Below are 18,494 nucleotides of genomic sequence, written 5' to 3' on the forward strand. Positions count from 1 at the left end.
GGTCACGGCGAAGACAACCCGATCGGCGACAACGCCACCGATGCGGGCCGTGCGCAGAACCGTCGTGTGGAATTGCAGGTCCAGCAGTAATCGGACTTGTTGCAGTGTCACGAAAAAGCCCGGCGCATGCCGGGCTTTTTTTGTGGGTACTGCGGCCACGGATGACCGCCCGTTTGGTTCTCGTGATCATGGATGATTGCAATGGGGTGTTCCGACGCCATTTGAGCTTGCCGATGACTCGTGTACGACAATCCGAACCGCCAGGCGGCAAACGACACGGTGTTGCCCGCGCACTGAGCAAGCTGGGTGTGTGTTCGCGCAGCCAGGCCGAGGTGGCGGTGCGGGCAGGGCGTGTTGGCGTGGATGGCCACCTGGTGCACGATCCCGAGCATCCGGTAGATGCTGGCCGGCAGAAGATCAGTCTGGATGGCGTAACCGTGGTGGCGACCCAGCGCGTCTATCTCGCCCTCAACAAGCCGCGCGGCATCGTGGTGAGCGCAGCGGACGAACGCGGTCGCGATACCGTATATGACCTGTTGCGTGACGCCGGTTTGCCATGGTGCGGGCCGGTCGGCCGGCTGGACAGGGCCAGCGAAGGCCTGCTGCTGCTCAGCAATGACAGCGTATGGGCGGCCGGCATCACCGAACCGAGTACGCATCTCGACAAGACCTACCACGTGCAAGTGGCGGGGCAGCCGGATGCCGATACCCTTGCGGCGATGCTTGCCGGTGTTCGCGATGGTGCGGATTTGCTCAAGGCGCGCAGGGTCGCGTTGCTGCGTGCGGGCGAGAAGAACGCCTGGCTGGAAGTGCTGTTGGACGAAGGCCGCAATCGGCACATCCGCCGCCTGCTGGCGGCGCTGGGCTTCGAGGTGCTGCGGTTGGTGCGCGTTGCCATCGGGCCCCTGCAGCTTGGCGAGCTTGCCAAGGGGCAATGGCGCCACTTGAGTGCCGCCGAAGTGGTGGCACTCAAGACGCGTTGAGCATCAGATCACGCCAAGCTGTTTACCCACCTTGGTGAATGCCGCGATGGCGCGATCCAGGTGTTCGCGCGTATGCGCCGCGCTCATCTGCGTGCGTATGCGGGCCTGCCCTTGGGGCACCACTGGGTAAAAGAAGCCAGTGACGTAGATGCCTTCGTCTAGCAGGGCTGTGGCCATCGCCTGTGCCTTGGGTGCGTCGTAGATCATCACGGGCACGATGGGATGCACGCCAGGCTTGATGTCGAAGCCGGTCTTGGTCATCTGCTCGCGGAAGTAGCGGGTGTTTTCCTGCACCTTGGCGCGCAGATCCCCCGCGGAGGCAAGCATGTCGAATACCTTGATCGCCGCGGCCACCACATGCGGCGGCAGCGAGTTGGAGAACAGGTACGGCCGCGAGCGTTGGCGCAGCATCTCGATCATTTCGGCGCGGCCGGTAGTGAAGCCGCCCAGTGCACCGCCCAGCGCCTTGCCCAGCGTGCCGGTGAAGAGGTCGATCTTGTCCATCACGCCGTTGACTTCGGCCGAGCCACGGCCGGTTTCGCCGAGAAAGCCGGTGCAGTGGCATTCGTCGATGTGTACCAAGGCGTTGTACTTCGCGGCCAGCGCGGTGATCTGGTCAAGCTTGGCGATGAAGCCGTCCATCGAGAATGCGCCGTCGGTGGAGATCAGCTTGGTGCGCGCACCGGCTGCGTCGGCGGCCTGCAACTGCTTCTCCAGGTCGGCCATGTCGCTGTTGGCATAGCGGAAGCGCTTGGCCTTGCACAGGCGGATGCCGTCGATGATCGAGGCGTGGTTGAGCGCGTCGGAGATCACCGCGTCTTCCTCGCCCAGCAGCGGCTCGTACAGGCCGCCGTTGGCGTCGAAGCAGGCGGCGTAGAGGATGGTGTCCTCGGTACCGAAGAAGCCGGCGATCTGCCTTTCCAATTGCTTGTGCAGGTCCTGCGTGCCGCAGATGAAGCGCACGCTGGCCATACCGAAGCCGTGCGTGTCCAATGCATCCTTCGCGGCCTGGATCACGTCGGGATGGTCGGCCAGGCCGAGGTAATTGTTGGCGCAGAAATTCAGCACCTTGCGGCCGCCTTCCAGCTCGATTTCCGCGGACTGCGGCGAGACGATCACGCGCTCGGCCTTGAACAGGCCCTGCTCGCGGATGGATTTCAGTTCGCTGGCGTAGCGCGCTTGGCCGGGGTAGCTCATGGTGGAGTTCCGCTCATGGGGAAAGCGCCTATTGTCGGCCTTTTTGCGAGCGCCATCCATGGCGGCCGTACGCGTGGCCGATGCGGATGTGATGCAGAGACCACATCCGGCGATTTTCCCCGTGACGGAGGCCTCTCGTTTTCAGTGCAGGCCGAAGTCGACGCGCGTGGTCTTGCCCGCGTCATCGATGCCCTTGGCATCGACCTTTGGCGCCAGCACGAACACGCGATTGTCGGCGAGCTTGCCGCGCAACGCGGCGCGCACCGCATCGGCCCTGCGTTCGGCAAGGTGGCGCAGCGCGTCTTCGTCCACCGGCATGTTGGTTTCCAGCAACTTGCGCATCACGTCCGAGGGCTGCGATTTGGTGAGGCCGATGGCGTCGCGCGGCTTGGGGAACTTGGCGTGCTTGTAGGCCTTCTTCAGGTATTTGTCGTACTGGTCCGGTGTGAGCTTGGCAAGGTCGGCGCCTTCGCCAGCCTCCTGTTGCACCAGGTCGTCCACCATCACCTTGCGCAGGCCGCTTTCGTCGAACTTCGGATCGACACGGCCAGTGACGTCCAGCTTCAGAGCGGTTTTCTGCTGGAGGATCTTCACAATCTGGTCCAGCTTTTCCTGCGCCTTGGCGTCCAGCACGGCCGAGCCGGGGGCGAATTCCACATAGCCCAGATCCTGCTGCTTGCCGCCGCCACCCATGGCCGAGGCGATCAGCCGGAACGGGGAGGTCACCGCACGGCCGATCAGGTTGACGAAGGCATGCCAGATCAGTCCGCCCACGCTGAACTGCGGGTCGTCCAGCGAGCCGGATACCGGCACGTCCACGTCGATGTTGCCGTCGGCATCCTTCAGCAGCGCCACCGCCAGCTTCACCGGCAGGTGGCTGATGCTGGGGCCCTGGATGGCGTCGCCGAAGGTGAGCTGGGTAATGAAGATATGGTTGTCGGCGTTGAGCTTGCCGTTGTCGAGCTGGTAGTGCACGTCCATCGTCAGCCGGCCCTTGGTGATCGGATAGCCGGTGTACTTGCCCGAGTACGGCGACAGGTGGGTGAGCTCCACGCCATCGGCCTTGCCCTTCACGTCGAGGGATGCCGTCGGTGCCAGCGGGTTGATCGTGCCGGTGATGTTTACCGGCGCGTTATCGTCGAGCTGGCCCTGCAGGTCCATGTCGGCGGGCGGGCCGCCCGCAGTGCCGAACGCGCCAACCTTGCCGGCTAGGTCGGTGATGTTGGCCGTGTAGTTCGGCTTGATGAAGTTGTCGGTGTAGTTGAGGTGGCCGCGTGCCAGCGTGATGCCGCCGATCTGGATGTCGGCGGCGGGTGCCGCGGCGGTGCCGGCGGGGGGAGGCGAGGCTGTGGTAGCGGCAACCTGTGGTTTCGCCGCGGGTGCCGCGGGGTTCTGCCGTGTCTGGGTCACCGAGACGGGAGCGGCGGCCGGGTTGGCTACCACGTCCTGCATATTGGTGCGGCCATTCGTATTGATGATGACGCGGGCATAGAAATCGTCCAATGCCAGACCGGCTACCGACACATGCGGCACGTCTTCGCCCATGTGCACCGTCAGGCCGCTGGCGTCCAAGGAGTTCCAGCGCAGGAAGTCGTCGCCGGTGAGCTTGTCCTGCACGCGCACGTTGCCCAGTGTGACGCCGCCGCGCCAGTCCATCAGCGCCTGTGGCTGGTGGTCGCGGTAACGCAAGCGACCATCCGCGCTGAGCGTGGCGCTGGTGAGTGTCACGTTGAGCGGCACCGTGGCCAGCGATTGCAGCGGGGCGATGTCTAGCCGCGTGGTGCGTACGCGCAGGTTGGCATCCAGCGGTTGCGGGCGCAGCGTGCCGTCCACGCGCAGGCTGCCGCGGCCGATGCCACCTTCCAGTGCCAGCTTCAACGGCTTGCGCATGTCGCTGGAAAGATCATCGAAGTTGGCGTGTGCCAGCTTGAGCGCGGTGCGGTTGTTCTTGCCGGCAATGCGCGGATCAGTGAGCGCCAGCGTGCCGTCGATGCCGACGTGGGCGATGCTCCAGTGCCAGCTGGGCGAGGGTGGCGATGGTTTGTGCGAGCCATGCGTCGGCTCGGACTTCATCAGGTCGGTCAGGTCGATGTTGCCGTTCTGCAGGCGCCGCGCCTCGACCTGCAGGCCGTGCAGGGTTACGTGATCGAGTTGCGCTGTGCTGCTGGCGAGATCGAGCTGCGTGATGCCGGCTTCCAGCGATTGCCATGCGAGCGGCGTGCGCTTGCCCTGCTGCAGGGCGAGGTCGTTGATCGTTGCAGTGGTGGTTCGCAGCGTGAGGTTGAAATTCTTGCCCCAGTCCGCGAGCAACCGGCCATCCGCAGCCAGCGTGCCCTTGGCCAGTTCGGCATTGAGCATCGGTGGCGCCAGCGGCAACAACGGCGGCAGGCCCACTCCTTTCAGGCCCAGCTTGCCGTCGTAGCGGCTGTTCGCCACGTCGAGCTTGCCGCTCAACGCGAGGTTGCCGCCGTTCAGCGTGGTGGCGATATCGAGCGCAGCCGGTGGTGCGGCGATCGTGGACAGGCCGCGCAGCGTGCCGTGGATGTTTTCCAGCGCCAGCGTGGCGGGCTTGTGACCGCTGGCGTCGGTGTATTCGAAACGGCCGCCTTGCAGGGTCAGCGCGGCGATGCCCACTTCGGTGGCAGGCGTGGCGGCCTTGGCCGGTGCAGCGGGCTTCGCGGAGTCGCCGCCGGTCAGCGCATCGAAATTGCTGTGGCCGCCGGCCGTGCGGGTGTAGTGCAGGCTGAGGCCATTGAGCAACATGGCGCCGAGACGGTAGCGCGACAACAGGGGCTCCACGTCGGCCAGCGCGGCGTCGGCGTGGGCCAGTTCAAGCAGCGGTGCGTTGTCGGGCGTGGCCAGTGCGAAGTCGTCGAGTTGCAATTGGCCGCCAAGACGAATCTGCGGGCCGGACTTTGCCTGCACGAACTGCAGATCGAGCTTGCCGGACAACTGGCCGCTGGGTATCGCCACCGGCAGCTTCGCCGGCACGTAGCCGAGGTAGCGCGGCAGGTCGAGGTGATCCAGCGAGAAATTGATGTCCGACTCGAGGCTGTCCGCGAACGGCTTGGTCTGGCCGGCGATGCGCAGCGGGCTGCCGTCCACGTTCATAGCCAGCAGCGGCTGCACGAACACGTCGGTGTCGCGCGGCAGGTTGGCGATGAAAGGGATGCCGACCTGCAGGTGGTCGATGCGGTGCGTGGCGTTGGACACCGCGTCGGCGAACGTGATGTCGCCGTCGGTCACGCTGATGTTGGACAGCGCGAAGCGCGCGGGTTGGTTGTCCGGCTTCGGCGGCCCGCCGGAGAACTTGGCGATCAGGTCGGAGAAGTTGAACTGCTGCGGCGCGGTACGCGCGATGTGCAGCTGCGGATGCTGCAGCGAGAGTTCGTCGAGGATCGGCGCCAGGCGGAACAGCGAAGTCCACGAGGCATTGACCACGGCGCGGTCGATGTCCACGAACGGCGAATGACCGTCGCGGTCGCCGATGTGCAGCTTGTCCAGTTCCAGCCGCAGGGTGAACGGATCCAGGTGCACCGCGTCCACACTGACCGGGCGGTCGAGCAGGGCGGTGAGCCGGGTCTGCAGCTGGCTCTTGATGATCGGCGGCGCGACCAGGAAACCGAGCAGGCCGAACACGACCAGCACGATGCCAATCACCAGTGCGGTCTTGCGCGTGCGCCGCGAGCGATACAGCCGCTCGGCGCGGTCGCGCGCCATCGCCAGAGGGGAAGCTGCTGGGCGAGGATCGTTCATGATCGCGGTATCCCGTTGCGCGTCGACCGTGAAAGTTTACGTGAAAGGAAAATCGGCGGCGTGGCCCACCTCCTTCGCGCTTCGCTGCGGCCTGCATGGTCTGTTGCAGGGAGTGGAAACCCACGCCAAACGCAAGGACATGCACCAATTGACCGCTTCAATCCCCGGGAGTAGAAGTCCGGATAGCCACGACAACGCGGCATTTGCAGGAGCGAAGCCATGAAACGTGCAAATGGTGTATTGCTTGGTCTTGCCGTGTCGATGTTGTTCGGAGCGAGTGTCGCCGCCCACGATGCTTCGCCGGCAAGCCTTCCCCAATCGGCAGCCAGTGGCGCCACCCAGGCGCAGTCCGGCGCGGTCACGAATATTCCCCTGCTGGTGATCGTGACCAACAAGGGGCAGGTTCGCGACATCCAGCATGCGCAGCGCCTGCCCACGCAGGTGAACCGGTTGCTCTGGAGCAGCGTGCAGGACTGGACCAGGTCACCCGCACGCGTCAACGGCAAGCGTGTCACGGCGCAGGTTTACATGGATGTGACCTTGCACGCGGAGCCGCGGGCCGACGGCAGCTCCAGCGTCTATTTCACCTTGGCCTCCGTCGGCCCGGTCATGCGCGGCTACTGGAAAATGCGCGGCGACCGCATCAACGGTCCGTGCGAGAAGGTGACGGGCAACATGACCGCTGGCGTCGGCGGTGCTGGCGCCTGGTGCACGTTCAAGCTCACGGCGGGAATTCCGTCGACGGCGACCGGGACACCTTCCGCCAAATGACAACCATGAAAAACGGGCCGGCTTCAGGAGCCGGCCCGTTTCGCTTGCGTCAATGCATCAGTTCCAGGAACAAACGACCTTGCCGCAGGTGCCGGCATCCATCAAGTCGAAGCCCTTCTGGAAATCGTCAATGTGGATCTGGTGGGTCAGCACCTTCTGCAGCGGGAAGCCGGTGAGCACCATCTGGGTCATCTTGTACCAGGTCTCATACATCCTGCGGCCGTAGATGCCCTGCAGGGTGAGGCCCTTGAAGATCACCCTGTCCCAATCGATGCCGGCGCCCTTGGGCAGGATGCCGAGCAGGGCGACTTTGCCGCCGTGGTACATGCAGTCGAGCATGTCGTTGAAGGCGCGCGGGTTGCCGCTCATTTCCAGGCCCACGTCGAAGCCTTCCATGTGCAGATCCTTCATCACGTCCTTCAGCGAGGTGTTGGCCACGTTCACCACGCGGGTGGCGCCCATGTCCGCTGCCAGCTTCAGGCGGTAGTCGTTGACGTCGGTGACCACCACGTTGCGCGCGCCCACGTGCTTGGCGATGCCGGCGGCGATGATGCCGATCGGGCCGGCGCCGGTGATCAGCACGTCCTCGCCGATCAGGTCGAATTCCAGCGCGCAGTGCGCGGCGTTGCCGTAGGGGTCGAAGAACGCGGCCAGCTCGGACGGGATCTGGTCCGGGATCGGCCACAGGTTTGAGGCCGGCATAGTCATGTATTCGGCGAACGCGCCGTTGCGGTTCACGCCGATGCCGATGGTGTTCGGGCACAAGTGCTGGCGGCCTGCGCGGCAGTTGCGGCAGTGGCCGCACACGATGTGTCCCTCGGCCGAGACACGGTCGCCCACCTTGTAGCCGGTGACGCCGGGACCGATTTCCACGATGCGGCCGACGAACTCGTGACCGATGGTGAGGCCGGGCTTGATGACGCGCTGGCTCCACTCATCCCATTTGTAGATGTGCAGGTCGGTGCCGCAGATCGCGGTTTTTTCCAGCTTGATCAGCACTTCGTTGGGGCCGACCTCGGGCACCGGCACCTCTTCCATCCAGATGCCTTTCTCGGCGTGGCGCTTGACCAGGGCTTTCATCGTCTGCGGCATGGGGAATCCAATGGCTGGCCCGAACGGGCGGGGAAGACCACGATTATAAATCCATGGCCGGCATCGCCGCCCACAGGCCGGTTACTGGTCGACGCGCACGTAGTTGCGATGGAACACCACCGGCCGCTGCAGGAAGCCGGGTTGCCATTGTTCGGTGACTTGCAGCGTGTGGCCGTCGGCGGAACGCGACCAGATTTCGTCGAGATGACTGCCGTCGTTGAATTGCAGGGTGAACTGCAGGTCTTGGCCGGCGTCCAGCCGGTGGGCGATCGCATTGCCGTCGAGCGTGTGCTGATCATGGCCGTTCAGCGGCATGGCCAATTGTTCGCCATTCTCCAGCCGTGCCTGCAGAGCATTGGCATCCTGCTGGACGATCAGCACGGAGTCGTTGGCCAGCGTGGGCGGCAGCTTGAGCAGGTCGGCATCGTCGGACGAATTGCTCGATGACGTGCTGTCCGTCTTGTTGCCGCCGCGACCGTGGCCACCACCCATGTGGCCGCCGCCCATGCCGCCGCCGCCCATGCCTCCACGGCCGCCACCATGGCCCCCGTGGCTGCTCGGCTGGGATGTGCTGGCGCTGGACGATGCGCTGGCCGGCGCCACGGTAGGCGATTGTTCGCGCCGCAATTCGCTGCGCAGCATGGCAGTGACCTGGTCCGGGCCGTCGCTGCCCTGGTCGCTGAGGCGCCACAGGCCATTGAAGTCGGGCAACGCGGTGGCCTGCTGCGAGATGGCCCAGGTGCTTGCGGCAAGCAGGGCAACGGCGAGGAGTGCGGATGTGAGGGCATTGGGCTTGGGCATGCAGAGGCAAACGCGCGAGTCGATATGCCGATTACCTGCGAGCTGCGGTTCTATCCACAGCGGATGTGGATACGCGCGGGACAAGTATGTGGACAACTCCGGTTCGCGCTGCTGCGACAGACACTTGCCTCGCATTGATGAAGTTTTGCGCAGGTGCGTTCGGCTACGCTTGCGCATCTTTTGCCGCATCGCCACGCATGAGCCTCGACGCACGTCCCCTCGCGGTCTTCCTGATGGGCCCTACGGCCTCTGGCAAGACCGCGCTTGCCTGTGAGCTGGCGGATCGCTTTCCGCTGGGGCTGGTCAGCGTGGATTCGGCGCTGGTGTATCGCGGCCTCGACATCGGTGCGGCCAAGCCGGATGCGGCCACGCTGGCGCGTTATCCGCATGCCCTGATCGACATCCGCGATCCGGCCCAGCCTTATTCGGCGGCGGAATTTCGCGACGACGCGCTGGCGGTCATGCGCGAAATCACGGCACGGGGCAGGGTGCCGCTGTTGGTGGGGGGCACCGGGCTGTATTTCCGGGCCTTGCAGCACGGACTTTCCGAATTGCCCGAAGCCGATCCGGTGATCCGTGCGCGCTTGACGGACGAAGCCGCGCGTATCGGTTGGCCGGCCATGCATGCGCGACTGGAGCGGCTCGATCCTGCCGCCGCAGCGCGCATCGGCCCCAACGATGCCCAGCGTCTGCAGCGCGCTCTTGAAGTGATCGAGTTGAGCGGACGGCCGTTGTCCGAATTGCAGCGTGGCGGTCACGGCGAGGTGTTTCCCTGGCGCGTACTCAAGCTGGCACTGTTGCCGACGGATCGTCGGCCGCTGCATGCGCGCATCGCGCGGCGCTTCGATGCCATGCTTGCCGACGGCTTTCTCGACGAGGTGCGCGTTCTGCGCGAACGCGGCGACCTGCATGCCGACCTGCCCGCGATCCGTGCGGTGGGCTACCGGCAGGGCTGGGAATATCTGGCCGGCCAAGGCAATGCCGTCGACTTCCGCGATCGCGCCATCTTCGCCACCCGCCAGTTGGCCAAGCGGCAGATCACCTGGCTGCGCTCCGAGCTGGATGCGCGCGTGTTCGATCCGGAGCTTGCGCCGCCACTCGTGCAGGCTACCGAAGCGGCGCGCCTGTTTCTCGGGACAGCGCACTGAAGCGGTGGCCATTCCGTGCGCCGCGACCCGGAAAACCCCCTTCCTTCAAGCCCTTGAACCCGGTTAACATCGATTCCGTTGAACCGGGGCGCCTTTGGCGTTTTTTCCCCGGTTCGGGTGCCGCTTAGGGGAGAACAAGAAATGTCCAAGGGACAATCGCTGCAGGATCCTTTTCTCAACGCCTTGCGTCGCGAGCGCGTGCCGGTGGCCATTTATCTGGTGAACGGCATCAAGCTGCAGGGCACCGTCGAGTCCTTCGACCAGTTCGTGGTGCTGCTGCGCAACCAGGTCAGCCAGATGGTGTACAAGCATGCCATCTCCACCGTGGTGCCCAGCCGCAATGTGCGCATCGGCACCGGCCATGAAGGCCACGAGGCGCATGTCGATGCCGCTCCCGCGGGCGACGCCACGGATGCTTGATTGACGGCCGGCTGGCCCATATGAAGGTGGGGTCGTCCCGACTCCGCCCAATCGCAAAGGCCACCATCCCACGTGTTTGATCGTCAGAAGAAAGGCGAACGCGCCGTACTCGTGCTGCCGCACGCGCGTGGCGGCGGCGATGCCGAACGCCGCGCGGACGAGTTCGCGGAACTGGCCAGGTCGGCCGGCGCCGAGGTACTGGGCAGTGTCTCCGCGCGTGTCGAAGCGCCCAATCCGCGTTTCTACGTCGGCAGCGGCAAGGCCGACGAAGTGGCCGAGATGGTGCGCGCGCTGGGTGCCGACCTCGTGCTGGTCGACCACCTGCTCAGCCCGGTGCAGGAGCGCAACCTCGAAAAACATCTCAGTGCGCGCGTGGTCGACCGTGCCGGCCTGATCCTCGACATCTTTGCCCAGCGTGCGCGCTCGCACGAGGGCAAGCTGGAGGTCGAGCTGGCCCAGCTCAAACACGTTGCCACCCGGCTGGTGCGCGGCTGGACGCATCTGGATGCCCAGCGCGGCGGTGCGATCGGCAACCGCGGTCCCGGCGAGACCCAGTTGGAAACCGACCGTCGCCTGCTCGCCGAACGGGTGAAGCAGCTCACCAAGCGCCTCGAAAAAGTGCAGACCCAGCGCGGCCAGCAGCGCCGCGCGCGTTTGCGCAACACGGTGCCGCGGGTGGCGCTGGTGGGCTACACCAACGCCGGCAAGTCCACCCTCTTCAACGCGCTCACCGCTGGCGGGGTGTATGCCGCCGACCAGTTGTTCGCCACACTCGATCCCACCGTGCGCCGGCTTGACGAGCTGACCTGTGGCCCGGCAGTGATCGCCGACACCGTAGGCTTTGTCCGCGAATTGCCGCATGACCTGGTCGCCGCGTTCCGCGGCACCTTGGCCGAGGCGCGCGATGCCGATCTGTTGCTGCACGTCAGTGACGCCGCCGACGAGGAGCGCGAAGCGCTGCGTCGCGTGGTCGACCAGGTGCTGGAGGAAATCGGCGCGGGCGAGGTGCCGCAGTTGCGCGTCTTCAACAAGATCGATTTGATGGGAGGGGACGACGGTGCCAGTACCGCCACTCCTCAGGAAGGGGCGGCTTCGGATGCGATGGCCCGCGAGAAGGCCATGGAGCCCCGCATCGATCGCGATGCTTCCGGCAAGCCGCAGGCTGTATGGCTGTCTGCCGCCACTGGCGCAGGCATCGAACTGTTGCGCCAGGCGCTGGGCGAGCTGCTCGGTGGCGAACGGGTGCAGTCCGAGTTGCGCCTGCCGCTGACGGCAGGGCGGCTGCACGCGCGGCTCAAGGCCATCGGCGCGATCGCCGGCGAACAGGTGGACGAGCATGGCTGGTGTCTGCGCATCGACGCCCCACGCAGCGTGATCGCGCCGCTCAACGGTGGCAGCACGGCGGAAAACGAGCTGCTGCGCGGCTTGCTGGGTAGCGCGACATCCTGATTTCGCGCGGCTCTGCTAGAATGCCAGCCGTTTGTGCGACCGAAAAAGTCTGGTCGCCACATCGACGGCAATCCCTTTACGCCTCATGCGATTTCCTTTACCCACGATGCGTTCCGGTGCAGCTTGCCGGCCTCCCAAGCGCCCCCCAGGAGACTGACAATGGCTTGGAATGAACCCGGCGGCGGGCAACGCGACCCTTGGAACCGGCAGCGTCCCAACGATGCCGGCCTTTCGCCGAACCGGTGGCTGAAGAACTTCGGCAAGCATTTCGGCAAGCTGGGTCGCGGCCCCGGCGGCATCCTCATCGCGATCGTCGTGATTGCCGCAGTGTTCCTGCTGATGAGCAGCTACACCATCATCGACGCGCGCCAGGTCGGCGTGGTGCTGCGTTTCGGCGAATACTCGCGAACGCTGCCGCCGGGCTTCCACCTCAAGCTGCCCAGTCCCGTCGAGACAGTGGACAAGGTCGAGGCCACGGGCATCCGTTCGGTCAACGACCGCGTTTCCATGCTCACCCGCGACGAGAACATCATCACCATCGATTTCACCGTGCAGTACCAGGTGGACGATGCGTACAAGTACCTGTTCTCGGTGAGCGACCCGGACGGCAGCGTGAGCGCGGCCGCCGAGGCTGCGGTGCGCTCGGTGGTCGGCGGCAGCGACATGGACCAGGTCCTCTCCGCCGATGGTTCGACCCTGGTGACCGAGGCGCAACAGGCGCTGCAGAAGACGCTGGACGGCTACAACAGCGGCCTGCGCGTCACCGAGGTGAGCTTCCAGAACGTGGCGCCGCCGGCCGAGGTGAAAGATGCCTTTGATGACGTGAACAACGCACGCGAAGACAAGCAGAGCATCGAGAACGCAGCGCTGGCCTACGCCAACAAGGTGGTGCCGGTGGCGCGCGGCGACGCGGCGCGCATCGCCCAGGAGGCCGAAGGCTACAAGGCCGAGCGCATCGCACGCGCGCAGGGCGATACCGCGCGTTTCGACCTGCTGCTCAAGGAATACAAGGCCGCACCTGCAGTGACGCGCAAGCGCCTGTGGCTGGAGACGATGGAAGAGGTGGCGGCCGACAACACCAAGGTGGTCGATGGCTCCGGCGGTCGCAACATCATCAACCTGCCGGCCACCCATCGTGCGCACGCCGCTTCGGACGACGGCGGCAAGGCCGCCGCGGTAGCGGCACCCGCAGCGGCGGCCTCCGCCAGCGATGCCGTCTCGGACAAGGGAGCCCAGCCATGAAGAGCGTCGTTGCGATCCTCGTCGTCGCCCTGCTGGCGTTGCTCGGTTTCAACAGCGTGTTCGTGGTCGACGAAGGGCAGAGCGCGTTGCTGCTGCAGTTCGGCCGCATCGTGCACGCCGACTACCAGCCCGGCCTGCACGTCAAGCTGCCGGTGATCCAGCAGGTGCTGCACTTCGACAAGCGCATCCTGTCGCTGGATGCGCAGCCGGAGCGCTATTTCACTTCCGAGAAGAAAAGCGTCAATGTCGATTTCTACGTGAAGTGGCGCATCGCCGACAATGCGCTCTACTACCGCGCCACCGGTGGCGACCAGTTGCAGGCTACGCAGCGACTCACCCCTGTCGTCAAGGATGCGCTGCGCTTCGAGTTCAACGCGCGCACCTTGCAGGAGCTGATCTCCGGCGGCCGCAAGGACATCACTGAGCGCGTGCGCCAGCAGACCGATGCCTCGGCGCGCAAGAACCTCGGCATTGCCGTGGTCGACGTGCGCATCAAGCGCATCGACCTGCCGGACGAAGTGAGTGAGTCGGTGTACAAGCGGATGAAGGCTGAACGCCTGCAGCTCGCCAACGAGTTGCGCTACACCGGCCAGGAAGCGGCGGAGAAGATCAATGCCGACGCCGATCGCCAGGGCAAGGTGCTGCGCGCCGACGCCGAGCGCGATGCCGCCAAGGTGCGTGGCGAAGGCGATGCCGAGGCCGCGGCGATTTATGCGCAGTCGTACAACCAGGATCCCGAATTCTTCGCGTTCTACCGCAGCCTCGCCGCCTATACGAAGGCGTTCAAGGACGGCAACAGCGTGCTGATCCTGAAGCCCGATTCCGAATTCCTGCATTACTTCGGCAACCCCGACGCGGCCAAGCATTGACGCCATCGCGGCCATCGGCGAGCTATTTCAACTTTGCAAATTGAGTGAGAACACCATGGGCAAGTCAGTCGTAATCCTCGGCGCGCAGTGGGGCGACGAAGGCAAGGGCAAGATCGTCGACCTGTTGACCGAACGGGTAGGCGCGGTGGCGCGCTTTCAGGGCGGCCACAACGCTGGCCATACCCTGGTCATCAAGGGCAAGAAGACCGTGCTGCACCTGATCCCGTCGGGCATCCTGCGCGATGACGCGCTGTGCCTGATCGGCAATGGCGTGGTGCTGTCGCCACAGGCGCTCAAGCAAGAGATCGAGGAGCTGGAAGCGCAGGGCGTGGAAGTGCGCTCGCGCCTCAAGATCAGCCCGGCGACCCCGCTGATCATGCCGTACCACATTGCCGTCGATAAGGCGCGCGAAGCCGCCGCAGGCAAGAGCGCCATCGGTACCACCGGCCGCGGCATCGGCCCGGCCTACGAAGACAAGGTGGCACGCCGCAGCGTGCGCGTGGCCGACCTGATGTATCCGCACGAACTGCCGGAGAAGATCAAGGCGGCGGTGGAGTACCACAACTTCATCCTCACCCAGTGGCTGAAGGCCGAGCCGGTCGATTACCAGACCGTGCTGGACGACGCGCTGGCCTATGGCGAATTCATCCGCCCGATGGTCGACGACGTCGCCACCATCCTGCACGACGTGCGCAAGGAAGGTGGCCATATCCTGTACGAAGGTGCGCAGGGCGCGCTGCTCGACATCGACCACGGCACCTATCCCTACGTCACCTCGTCCAACACCACCGTGGGCGGCGCACTCGCCGGCACCGGAGTGGGCGCGGGCGACATCGACTACGTGCTGGGCATCTGCAAGGCCTACGCCACGCGCGTGGGCGGTGGCCCGTTCCCGACCGAGCTGCATGACGAGATGGGCGAGCGCCTGCGCAAGGTCGGCAACGAATATGGCGCCAGCACCGGCCGTCCGCGTCGCTGTGGCTGGATCGACCTCGTCGCGCTCAAGCGAGCGGTGAAGATCAACGGCATCAACGGCCTTGCCATCACCAAGCTCGACGTGCTCGATGGCCTGGAAACCATCAAGGTCTGCATTGCTTACGAATACCGCGGCAAGCGTCGCGAACTGGCTCCGCTCGATGCGGATGGCTGGGATGAGTGCAAGCCGGTGTACCTGGAGTTCCCGGGTTGGGAAGAGTCCACCGCCGGTATCCGCGAGTGGGACAAGTTGCCGCCCGCCGCTCGTGCCTACCTGCGTTCGGTGGAGGAACTTTCCGGCTGCAAGCTCTCCATCGTCGCCACCGGCGCCGACCGTGACGACACCATCGTGCTGGACGATCCGTTCGCTTGATCGATGCGTGCAAGGTGTGAAGCAAAAGCCCCGCCTTGCGGGGCTTTTGCTTGGGTACACTCGCTTGGATCGGCTCCACGCGCCCCCATTTTGGTTTGCGTCGATCCCGAGTGGAGACTTGCCATGTCCGTGTATCGCAAGACACCTGATGCCCTGGCGCGCCTGACGCCCGAGCAATATCGCGTCACGCAGGAGAACGCCACCGAGTATCCCGGTACGGGCGAATACCTGCACCACACCGCAGCAGGCATCTATGTGGATGTGGTGTCGGGCGAGCCGTTGTTTGCTTCCACCGACAAGTTTGAATCGCATTGCGGCTGGCCCAGTTTCACCAAACCGCTGGAGCCGGCGAGCGTCCGCGAATTGCACGATACCTCGCACGGTATGGCTCGCACCGAGGTGCGCTCGTCGCGGGGCGACAGCCATCTGGGGCATGTCTTTCCGGATGGCCCTGTCGAGCGTGGCGGTTTGCGTTACTGCATCAATTCCGCCTCGTTGCGTTTCGTCGCGCGCGCCGACATGGAAGCCGAGGGCTACGGCGCTTGGCTGGACCAGGTGGAGGGCGAATGATGGCCACCGAACGCGCCGTACTCGCCGGAGGATGCTTCTGGGGCGTGCAGGAACTGCTGCGCAAACAGCCGGGCGTACTGTCCACCCGCACGGGTTATGCCGGCGGCGACGTGCCCAACGCCACCTACCGTCACCACGGCACGCATGCCGAGGCGGTGGAGATCGTGTTCGATCCCGCGCGTATCGGTTACCGCGAGCTGCTGGAATTTTTCTTCCAGATCCACGATCCGAGCACGCCGAACCGGCAGGGCAACGATCGCGGCAGCTCGTATCGGTCGATGATCCTGTATGCCGACGAGACGCAGAAGCGCGTCGCCGAGGACACGATTGCCGACGTGAATGTCTCCGGCCTGTGGCCGGATCGCGTGGTCACCGAGGTCCAGCCGCTTGGCGATTTCTGGATGGCCGAGCCGGAGCATCAGGACTATCTGCAGCATTACCCCACCGGCTACACCTGTCATTTCGTGCGCCCGGGCTGGCGCCTGCCGCGCCGGACGGAAGGTATCGGAAGCTGATCGCATCAAGACTGCTGACGCCGGCAGTCGCCCTGATCGACAGCACGATGTGGCGCTGGCTGTTCCGTCCAACGAAGAAGGCCCCGCAGGCGGGGCCTTCTTCGTTTTGTCAGCAGCGGAGGCTCAATGCCCCTGGGCGCCGGCCTGCGCGTTGCCGCTGGCCTGTGCCGAGGCGGAGATGCCGCCGCCGAGCGAACCGTTGGCGCTGGCCTGCCCACTGGCGCCAGTCGTGCCGTTCGCGCCGAAGCCGGAACGGGTGTTGGCGCGGGTATTGCCGCTGACGTTACCCGTGGCCGACGTACTGGCCGTCGTGTTGCCGACGGCGCCGGCAGCCTGCGTGCCCAGCGCATGGACCGAGGACATGCCGTTGGCAGCGGCCTGCCGGGCCGAGCCGATGCCCGACTGGGCGGCACCCTCGGCTTCCGTGCGCGCATTGCCGGCTGCAGTCCGCGCGCGATCCACGGTGCTCATGGCGTCCTGATTGGCCGTCGAAGCAGCCGAACGTGCCTGGTTCGCAGCCGCGCCTGCGTCCTTGCCCGCAGCGGAGCCATCGATGCTCCCGGAGGCGGATGCCCCCAACCCGGCCACGCCGTTCAATGTAGCCTGACCCGCACTCGCGCCAGTGGCGCCGGCGAGTTGGCCGGAGCCGTTGGCGGCCGCCTGGCCGCTCGACCGGCTGGCGGTCTGCGTCACGGCATGCGTGGCGGTCGACGCGGCGTGCTGACGCAGGTGCTCGGCACGCAGCTCAGCCGTGCTCGGATTGATGCCTGGCATGCCGAGGTTGCCTGCGCCTTGCGCGGAGCCGCCGAACTGGCCGCTTCCCATCGCTCCGTGGAGTTGACCGGTCGCACCGCCGACGAGGCCGCCGCCCAGATGCTGGGCATAGGCGTTGGTCATCGAGGCCAGGGCAAGTGCGCCGGTGCACAGGGCGACGCCGAGGGTCTTCTTGCTGAAGGTCGTGTTGCGCATGGTGGAGCCTCCTGCCGGCGGCGAATCCGCGGCTTCCAGAGACCACTACGAGTGCCGGCGGAGCATCCTTCCATGTCGCGCGGCTGTGGTTGTTTCGTGTTCAGTTTCAGGGCAGGAGCAGGCCGTGGCCGCAACGCGAGCCGCTGTCATGGGCATCGGGAGCGCGGGCTTCGCCGATCAGGTTCTGCAATACCTGGGCCGCCGCGCCGGGCCGAGGAGCATTCAGCGCGTGGGCAGCCTTGCGCGCCACGATGGGTGCCGCGAACGACGTACCGCGCAGCATGCCGCGGCCGCTGCCGACCACGCCCGGCGCGCAGAAGGCTACCTGCTTGCCGCTGGCGGACTCGGGCAGCACGCGACCGTCCGCATCGACGGCGCCGACGCCGATCACGGCGGGGTAGGCCGCCGGGAACAAGGGCGGTGCAGCGGGGCCGTCGTTGCCGGCCGCAGCGACCAGCACGTGGCCGCGCGCGATCATCGCCTGCACCGCGCGCGCGAGCACCGGGTTGTCGGGGCCGACCAGGCTGATATTGATCACCGCCACCTGTTCGCGATCCATCCATGCAAGAGCATCCACCAACCCGGCGGTGGCGCCGCCGACCTCGTCACCGCACCACAGGTCAGCGGCATGCAAGGTGTCCGTGTCGCCGGCGACGAGACGAACGGCGACGGCCGTGCCATGTCGCGAGGCGGTCGGCGTGCTGCAGCCATGCGTTTCGACGCGCGCGTGTGCCAGCGCGGGATCGGCGGGGTCGATCCCGCCGTCGATCATCCCGATGTCGCGTGCCGGCGTGGCAGGCACGGGCGAGGACGAGCTCGTGGCAGGGGCCGTGTCGCTGCCGCCCGCCGGGAAGTAGAGATGCTGGTACGCCAGCGTCGCATCCGGCGCAGCCCGTTGCAGGATGCGCATGGCTTTTCGCGTACTGCGGTCACGGCTGTCGTGCAGCACGACAAGATCCAGCCCGAGCGTCGCATCCGTGGTCGTCTGGCGATCCACGGTGAAGCCCTGCGCCTGCACGGCATCGAGCTGGGGGCCTGACATGCCCATGGCGAGAAACTCGCCGCGCAAGATAGGCGCGCCTTGGGGATCCACGGTGACGCGCTGCGGCTCCCGGCGCAGCAGCGCCTCGACCTGCGTCTTCAGGCCAAGGGTCTGCGACCGCCGCAGCAGGTCATCGGCATTTTGCAGGTCCACGCCGGGGACGGTGCCGGGCACGGGCGTGGCCGGAGGCGGCAGGTTAGGCAGTCTCTGCTGCACCGGGCCCAGCAGTTGCGCATGCACGGGGGTGCTGCCGCCCAGCGCGAGCACGAGGGCCAGCACCGGAATGGACAACGCGGAAGCACGACGCAAGTGCATCGCCGGA

16 protein-coding genes and 1 pseudogene are annotated in these 18,494 nt (G+C 65.9%); 11 read left to right on the plus strand and 6 right to left on the minus strand.

Going from position 1 to position 18,494, the window contains the following annotated elements:
• Positions 1 to 90: pseudogene (locus IHE49_RS18540) on the plus strand (cell envelope biogenesis protein OmpA); the annotation flags it as partial.
• Positions 91 to 233: 143 nt separating this feature from the next.
• Complete coding sequence (locus tag IHE49_RS17040; protein ID WP_192160171.1) at positions 234 to 983, plus strand: pseudouridine synthase; 750 nt, start codon at positions 234 to 236, stop codon at positions 981 to 983.
• A 3-nt stretch (positions 984 to 986) separates the two neighbouring features.
• Here the strand turns inward: IHE49_RS17040 and kbl are convergent, their stop codons facing one another.
• Together kbl and IHE49_RS17050 are read right to left on the minus strand one after the other, a co-directional pair.
• Positions 987 to 2,180 carry a glycine C-acetyltransferase gene (gene kbl, locus IHE49_RS17045; protein ID WP_192160172.1) on the minus strand — a complete coding sequence of 398 codons (1,194 nt, stop codon included), beginning with the start codon at positions 2,178 to 2,180 and terminating at the stop codon, positions 987 to 989.
• 141 nt (positions 2,181 to 2,321) lie between these two features.
• Positions 2,322 to 5,936, minus strand: coding sequence for a DUF748 domain-containing protein (locus IHE49_RS17050; RefSeq protein WP_192160173.1), 3,615 nt, complete (start codon positions 5,934 to 5,936; stop codon positions 2,322 to 2,324).
• A 219-nt stretch (positions 5,937 to 6,155) separates the two neighbouring features.
• On the opposite strand from IHE49_RS17050, the gene IHE49_RS17055 reads away from it, so the two are divergent.
• On the plus strand, positions 6,156 to 6,707 hold the full coding sequence (locus IHE49_RS17055; protein ID WP_192160174.1) for a hypothetical protein: 552 nt from the start codon (positions 6,156 to 6,158) through the stop codon (positions 6,705 to 6,707).
• Between the two features lie 57 nt (positions 6,708 to 6,764).
• Here the strand turns inward: IHE49_RS17055 and tdh are convergent, their stop codons facing one another.
• Together tdh and IHE49_RS17065 are read right to left on the minus strand one after the other, a co-directional pair.
• Entirely contained in the window at positions 6,765 to 7,799 is a 1,035-nt protein-coding gene (tdh, locus tag IHE49_RS17060; protein WP_192160175.1) for an L-threonine 3-dehydrogenase, read from the minus strand.
• 81 nt (positions 7,800 to 7,880) lie between these two features.
• Positions 7,881 to 8,600, minus strand: a complete 720-nt coding sequence (locus IHE49_RS17065) for a hypothetical protein (RefSeq protein ID WP_192160177.1) — start codon at positions 8,598 to 8,600, stop codon at positions 7,881 to 7,883.
• Between the two features lie 197 nt (positions 8,601 to 8,797).
• Between IHE49_RS17065 and miaA the strand changes: the two genes are divergently transcribed.
• From miaA to msrA, 8 genes are all read left to right on the plus strand, one after another.
• Complete coding sequence (gene miaA / locus IHE49_RS17070; protein ID WP_192160179.1) at positions 8,798 to 9,748, plus strand: tRNA (adenosine(37)-N6)-dimethylallyltransferase MiaA; 951 nt, start codon at positions 8,798 to 8,800, stop codon at positions 9,746 to 9,748.
• Positions 9,749 to 9,889: 141 nt separating this feature from the next.
• The gene (hfq, locus tag IHE49_RS17075; RefSeq protein ID WP_192160185.1) at positions 9,890 to 10,168 is read left to right on the plus strand and encodes an RNA chaperone Hfq; all 279 of its coding nucleotides are present in this window, start codon (positions 9,890 to 9,892) and stop codon (positions 10,166 to 10,168) included.
• 72 nt (positions 10,169 to 10,240) lie between these two features.
• Positions 10,241 to 11,617: a ribosome rescue GTPase HflX gene (gene hflX / locus IHE49_RS17080; protein WP_192160189.1), complete on the plus strand. Its 1,377-nt coding sequence runs from the start codon at positions 10,241 to 10,243 to the stop codon at positions 11,615 to 11,617.
• A 159-nt stretch (positions 11,618 to 11,776) separates the two neighbouring features.
• A complete protein-coding gene (gene hflK, locus IHE49_RS17085) occupies positions 11,777 to 12,859 on the plus strand; it encodes an FtsH protease activity modulator HflK (RefSeq protein WP_192160191.1) in 1,083 nt (360 codons plus the stop codon).
• Complete coding sequence (gene hflC / locus IHE49_RS17090; RefSeq protein WP_192160193.1) at positions 12,856 to 13,728, plus strand: protease modulator HflC; 873 nt, start codon at positions 12,856 to 12,858, stop codon at positions 13,726 to 13,728. Before hflK ends, hflC begins: the two co-directional genes overlap by 4 nt.
• A gap of 55 nt (positions 13,729 to 13,783) precedes the next feature.
• The gene (locus IHE49_RS17095) at positions 13,784 to 15,076 is read left to right on the plus strand and encodes an adenylosuccinate synthase (RefSeq protein WP_192160195.1); all 1,293 of its coding nucleotides are present in this window, start codon (positions 13,784 to 13,786) and stop codon (positions 15,074 to 15,076) included.
• A 123-nt stretch (positions 15,077 to 15,199) separates the two neighbouring features.
• Positions 15,200 to 15,646, plus strand: coding sequence for a peptide-methionine (R)-S-oxide reductase MsrB (gene msrB / locus IHE49_RS17100; protein WP_192160197.1), 447 nt, complete (start codon positions 15,200 to 15,202; stop codon positions 15,644 to 15,646).
• Positions 15,646 to 16,161: a peptide-methionine (S)-S-oxide reductase MsrA gene (gene msrA / locus IHE49_RS17105; protein ID WP_225578530.1), complete on the plus strand. Its 516-nt coding sequence runs from the start codon at positions 15,646 to 15,648 to the stop codon at positions 16,159 to 16,161. The genes msrB and msrA overlap by 1 nt, the downstream gene beginning before the upstream one ends.
• A gap of 123 nt (positions 16,162 to 16,284) precedes the next feature.
• Here the strand turns inward: msrA and IHE49_RS17110 are convergent, their stop codons facing one another.
• Together IHE49_RS17110 and IHE49_RS17115 are read right to left on the minus strand one after the other, a co-directional pair.
• Entirely contained in the window at positions 16,285 to 17,130 is an 846-nt protein-coding gene (locus tag IHE49_RS17110; protein ID WP_192160202.1) for a hypothetical protein, read from the minus strand.
• Positions 17,131 to 17,236: 106 nt separating this feature from the next.
• The gene (locus tag IHE49_RS17115; RefSeq protein ID WP_192160204.1) at positions 17,237 to 18,487 is read right to left on the minus strand and encodes a S8 family serine peptidase; all 1,251 of its coding nucleotides are present in this window, start codon (positions 18,485 to 18,487) and stop codon (positions 17,237 to 17,239) included.
• Positions 18,488 to 18,494: the final 7 nt, after the last annotated feature.

Origin of the sequence: Rhodanobacter sp. 7MK24, from assembly GCF_014842995.1 — a bacterium.
In the GTDB taxonomy this organism is placed as follows: Bacteria; Pseudomonadota; Gammaproteobacteria; order Xanthomonadales; family Rhodanobacteraceae; genus Rhodanobacter_A.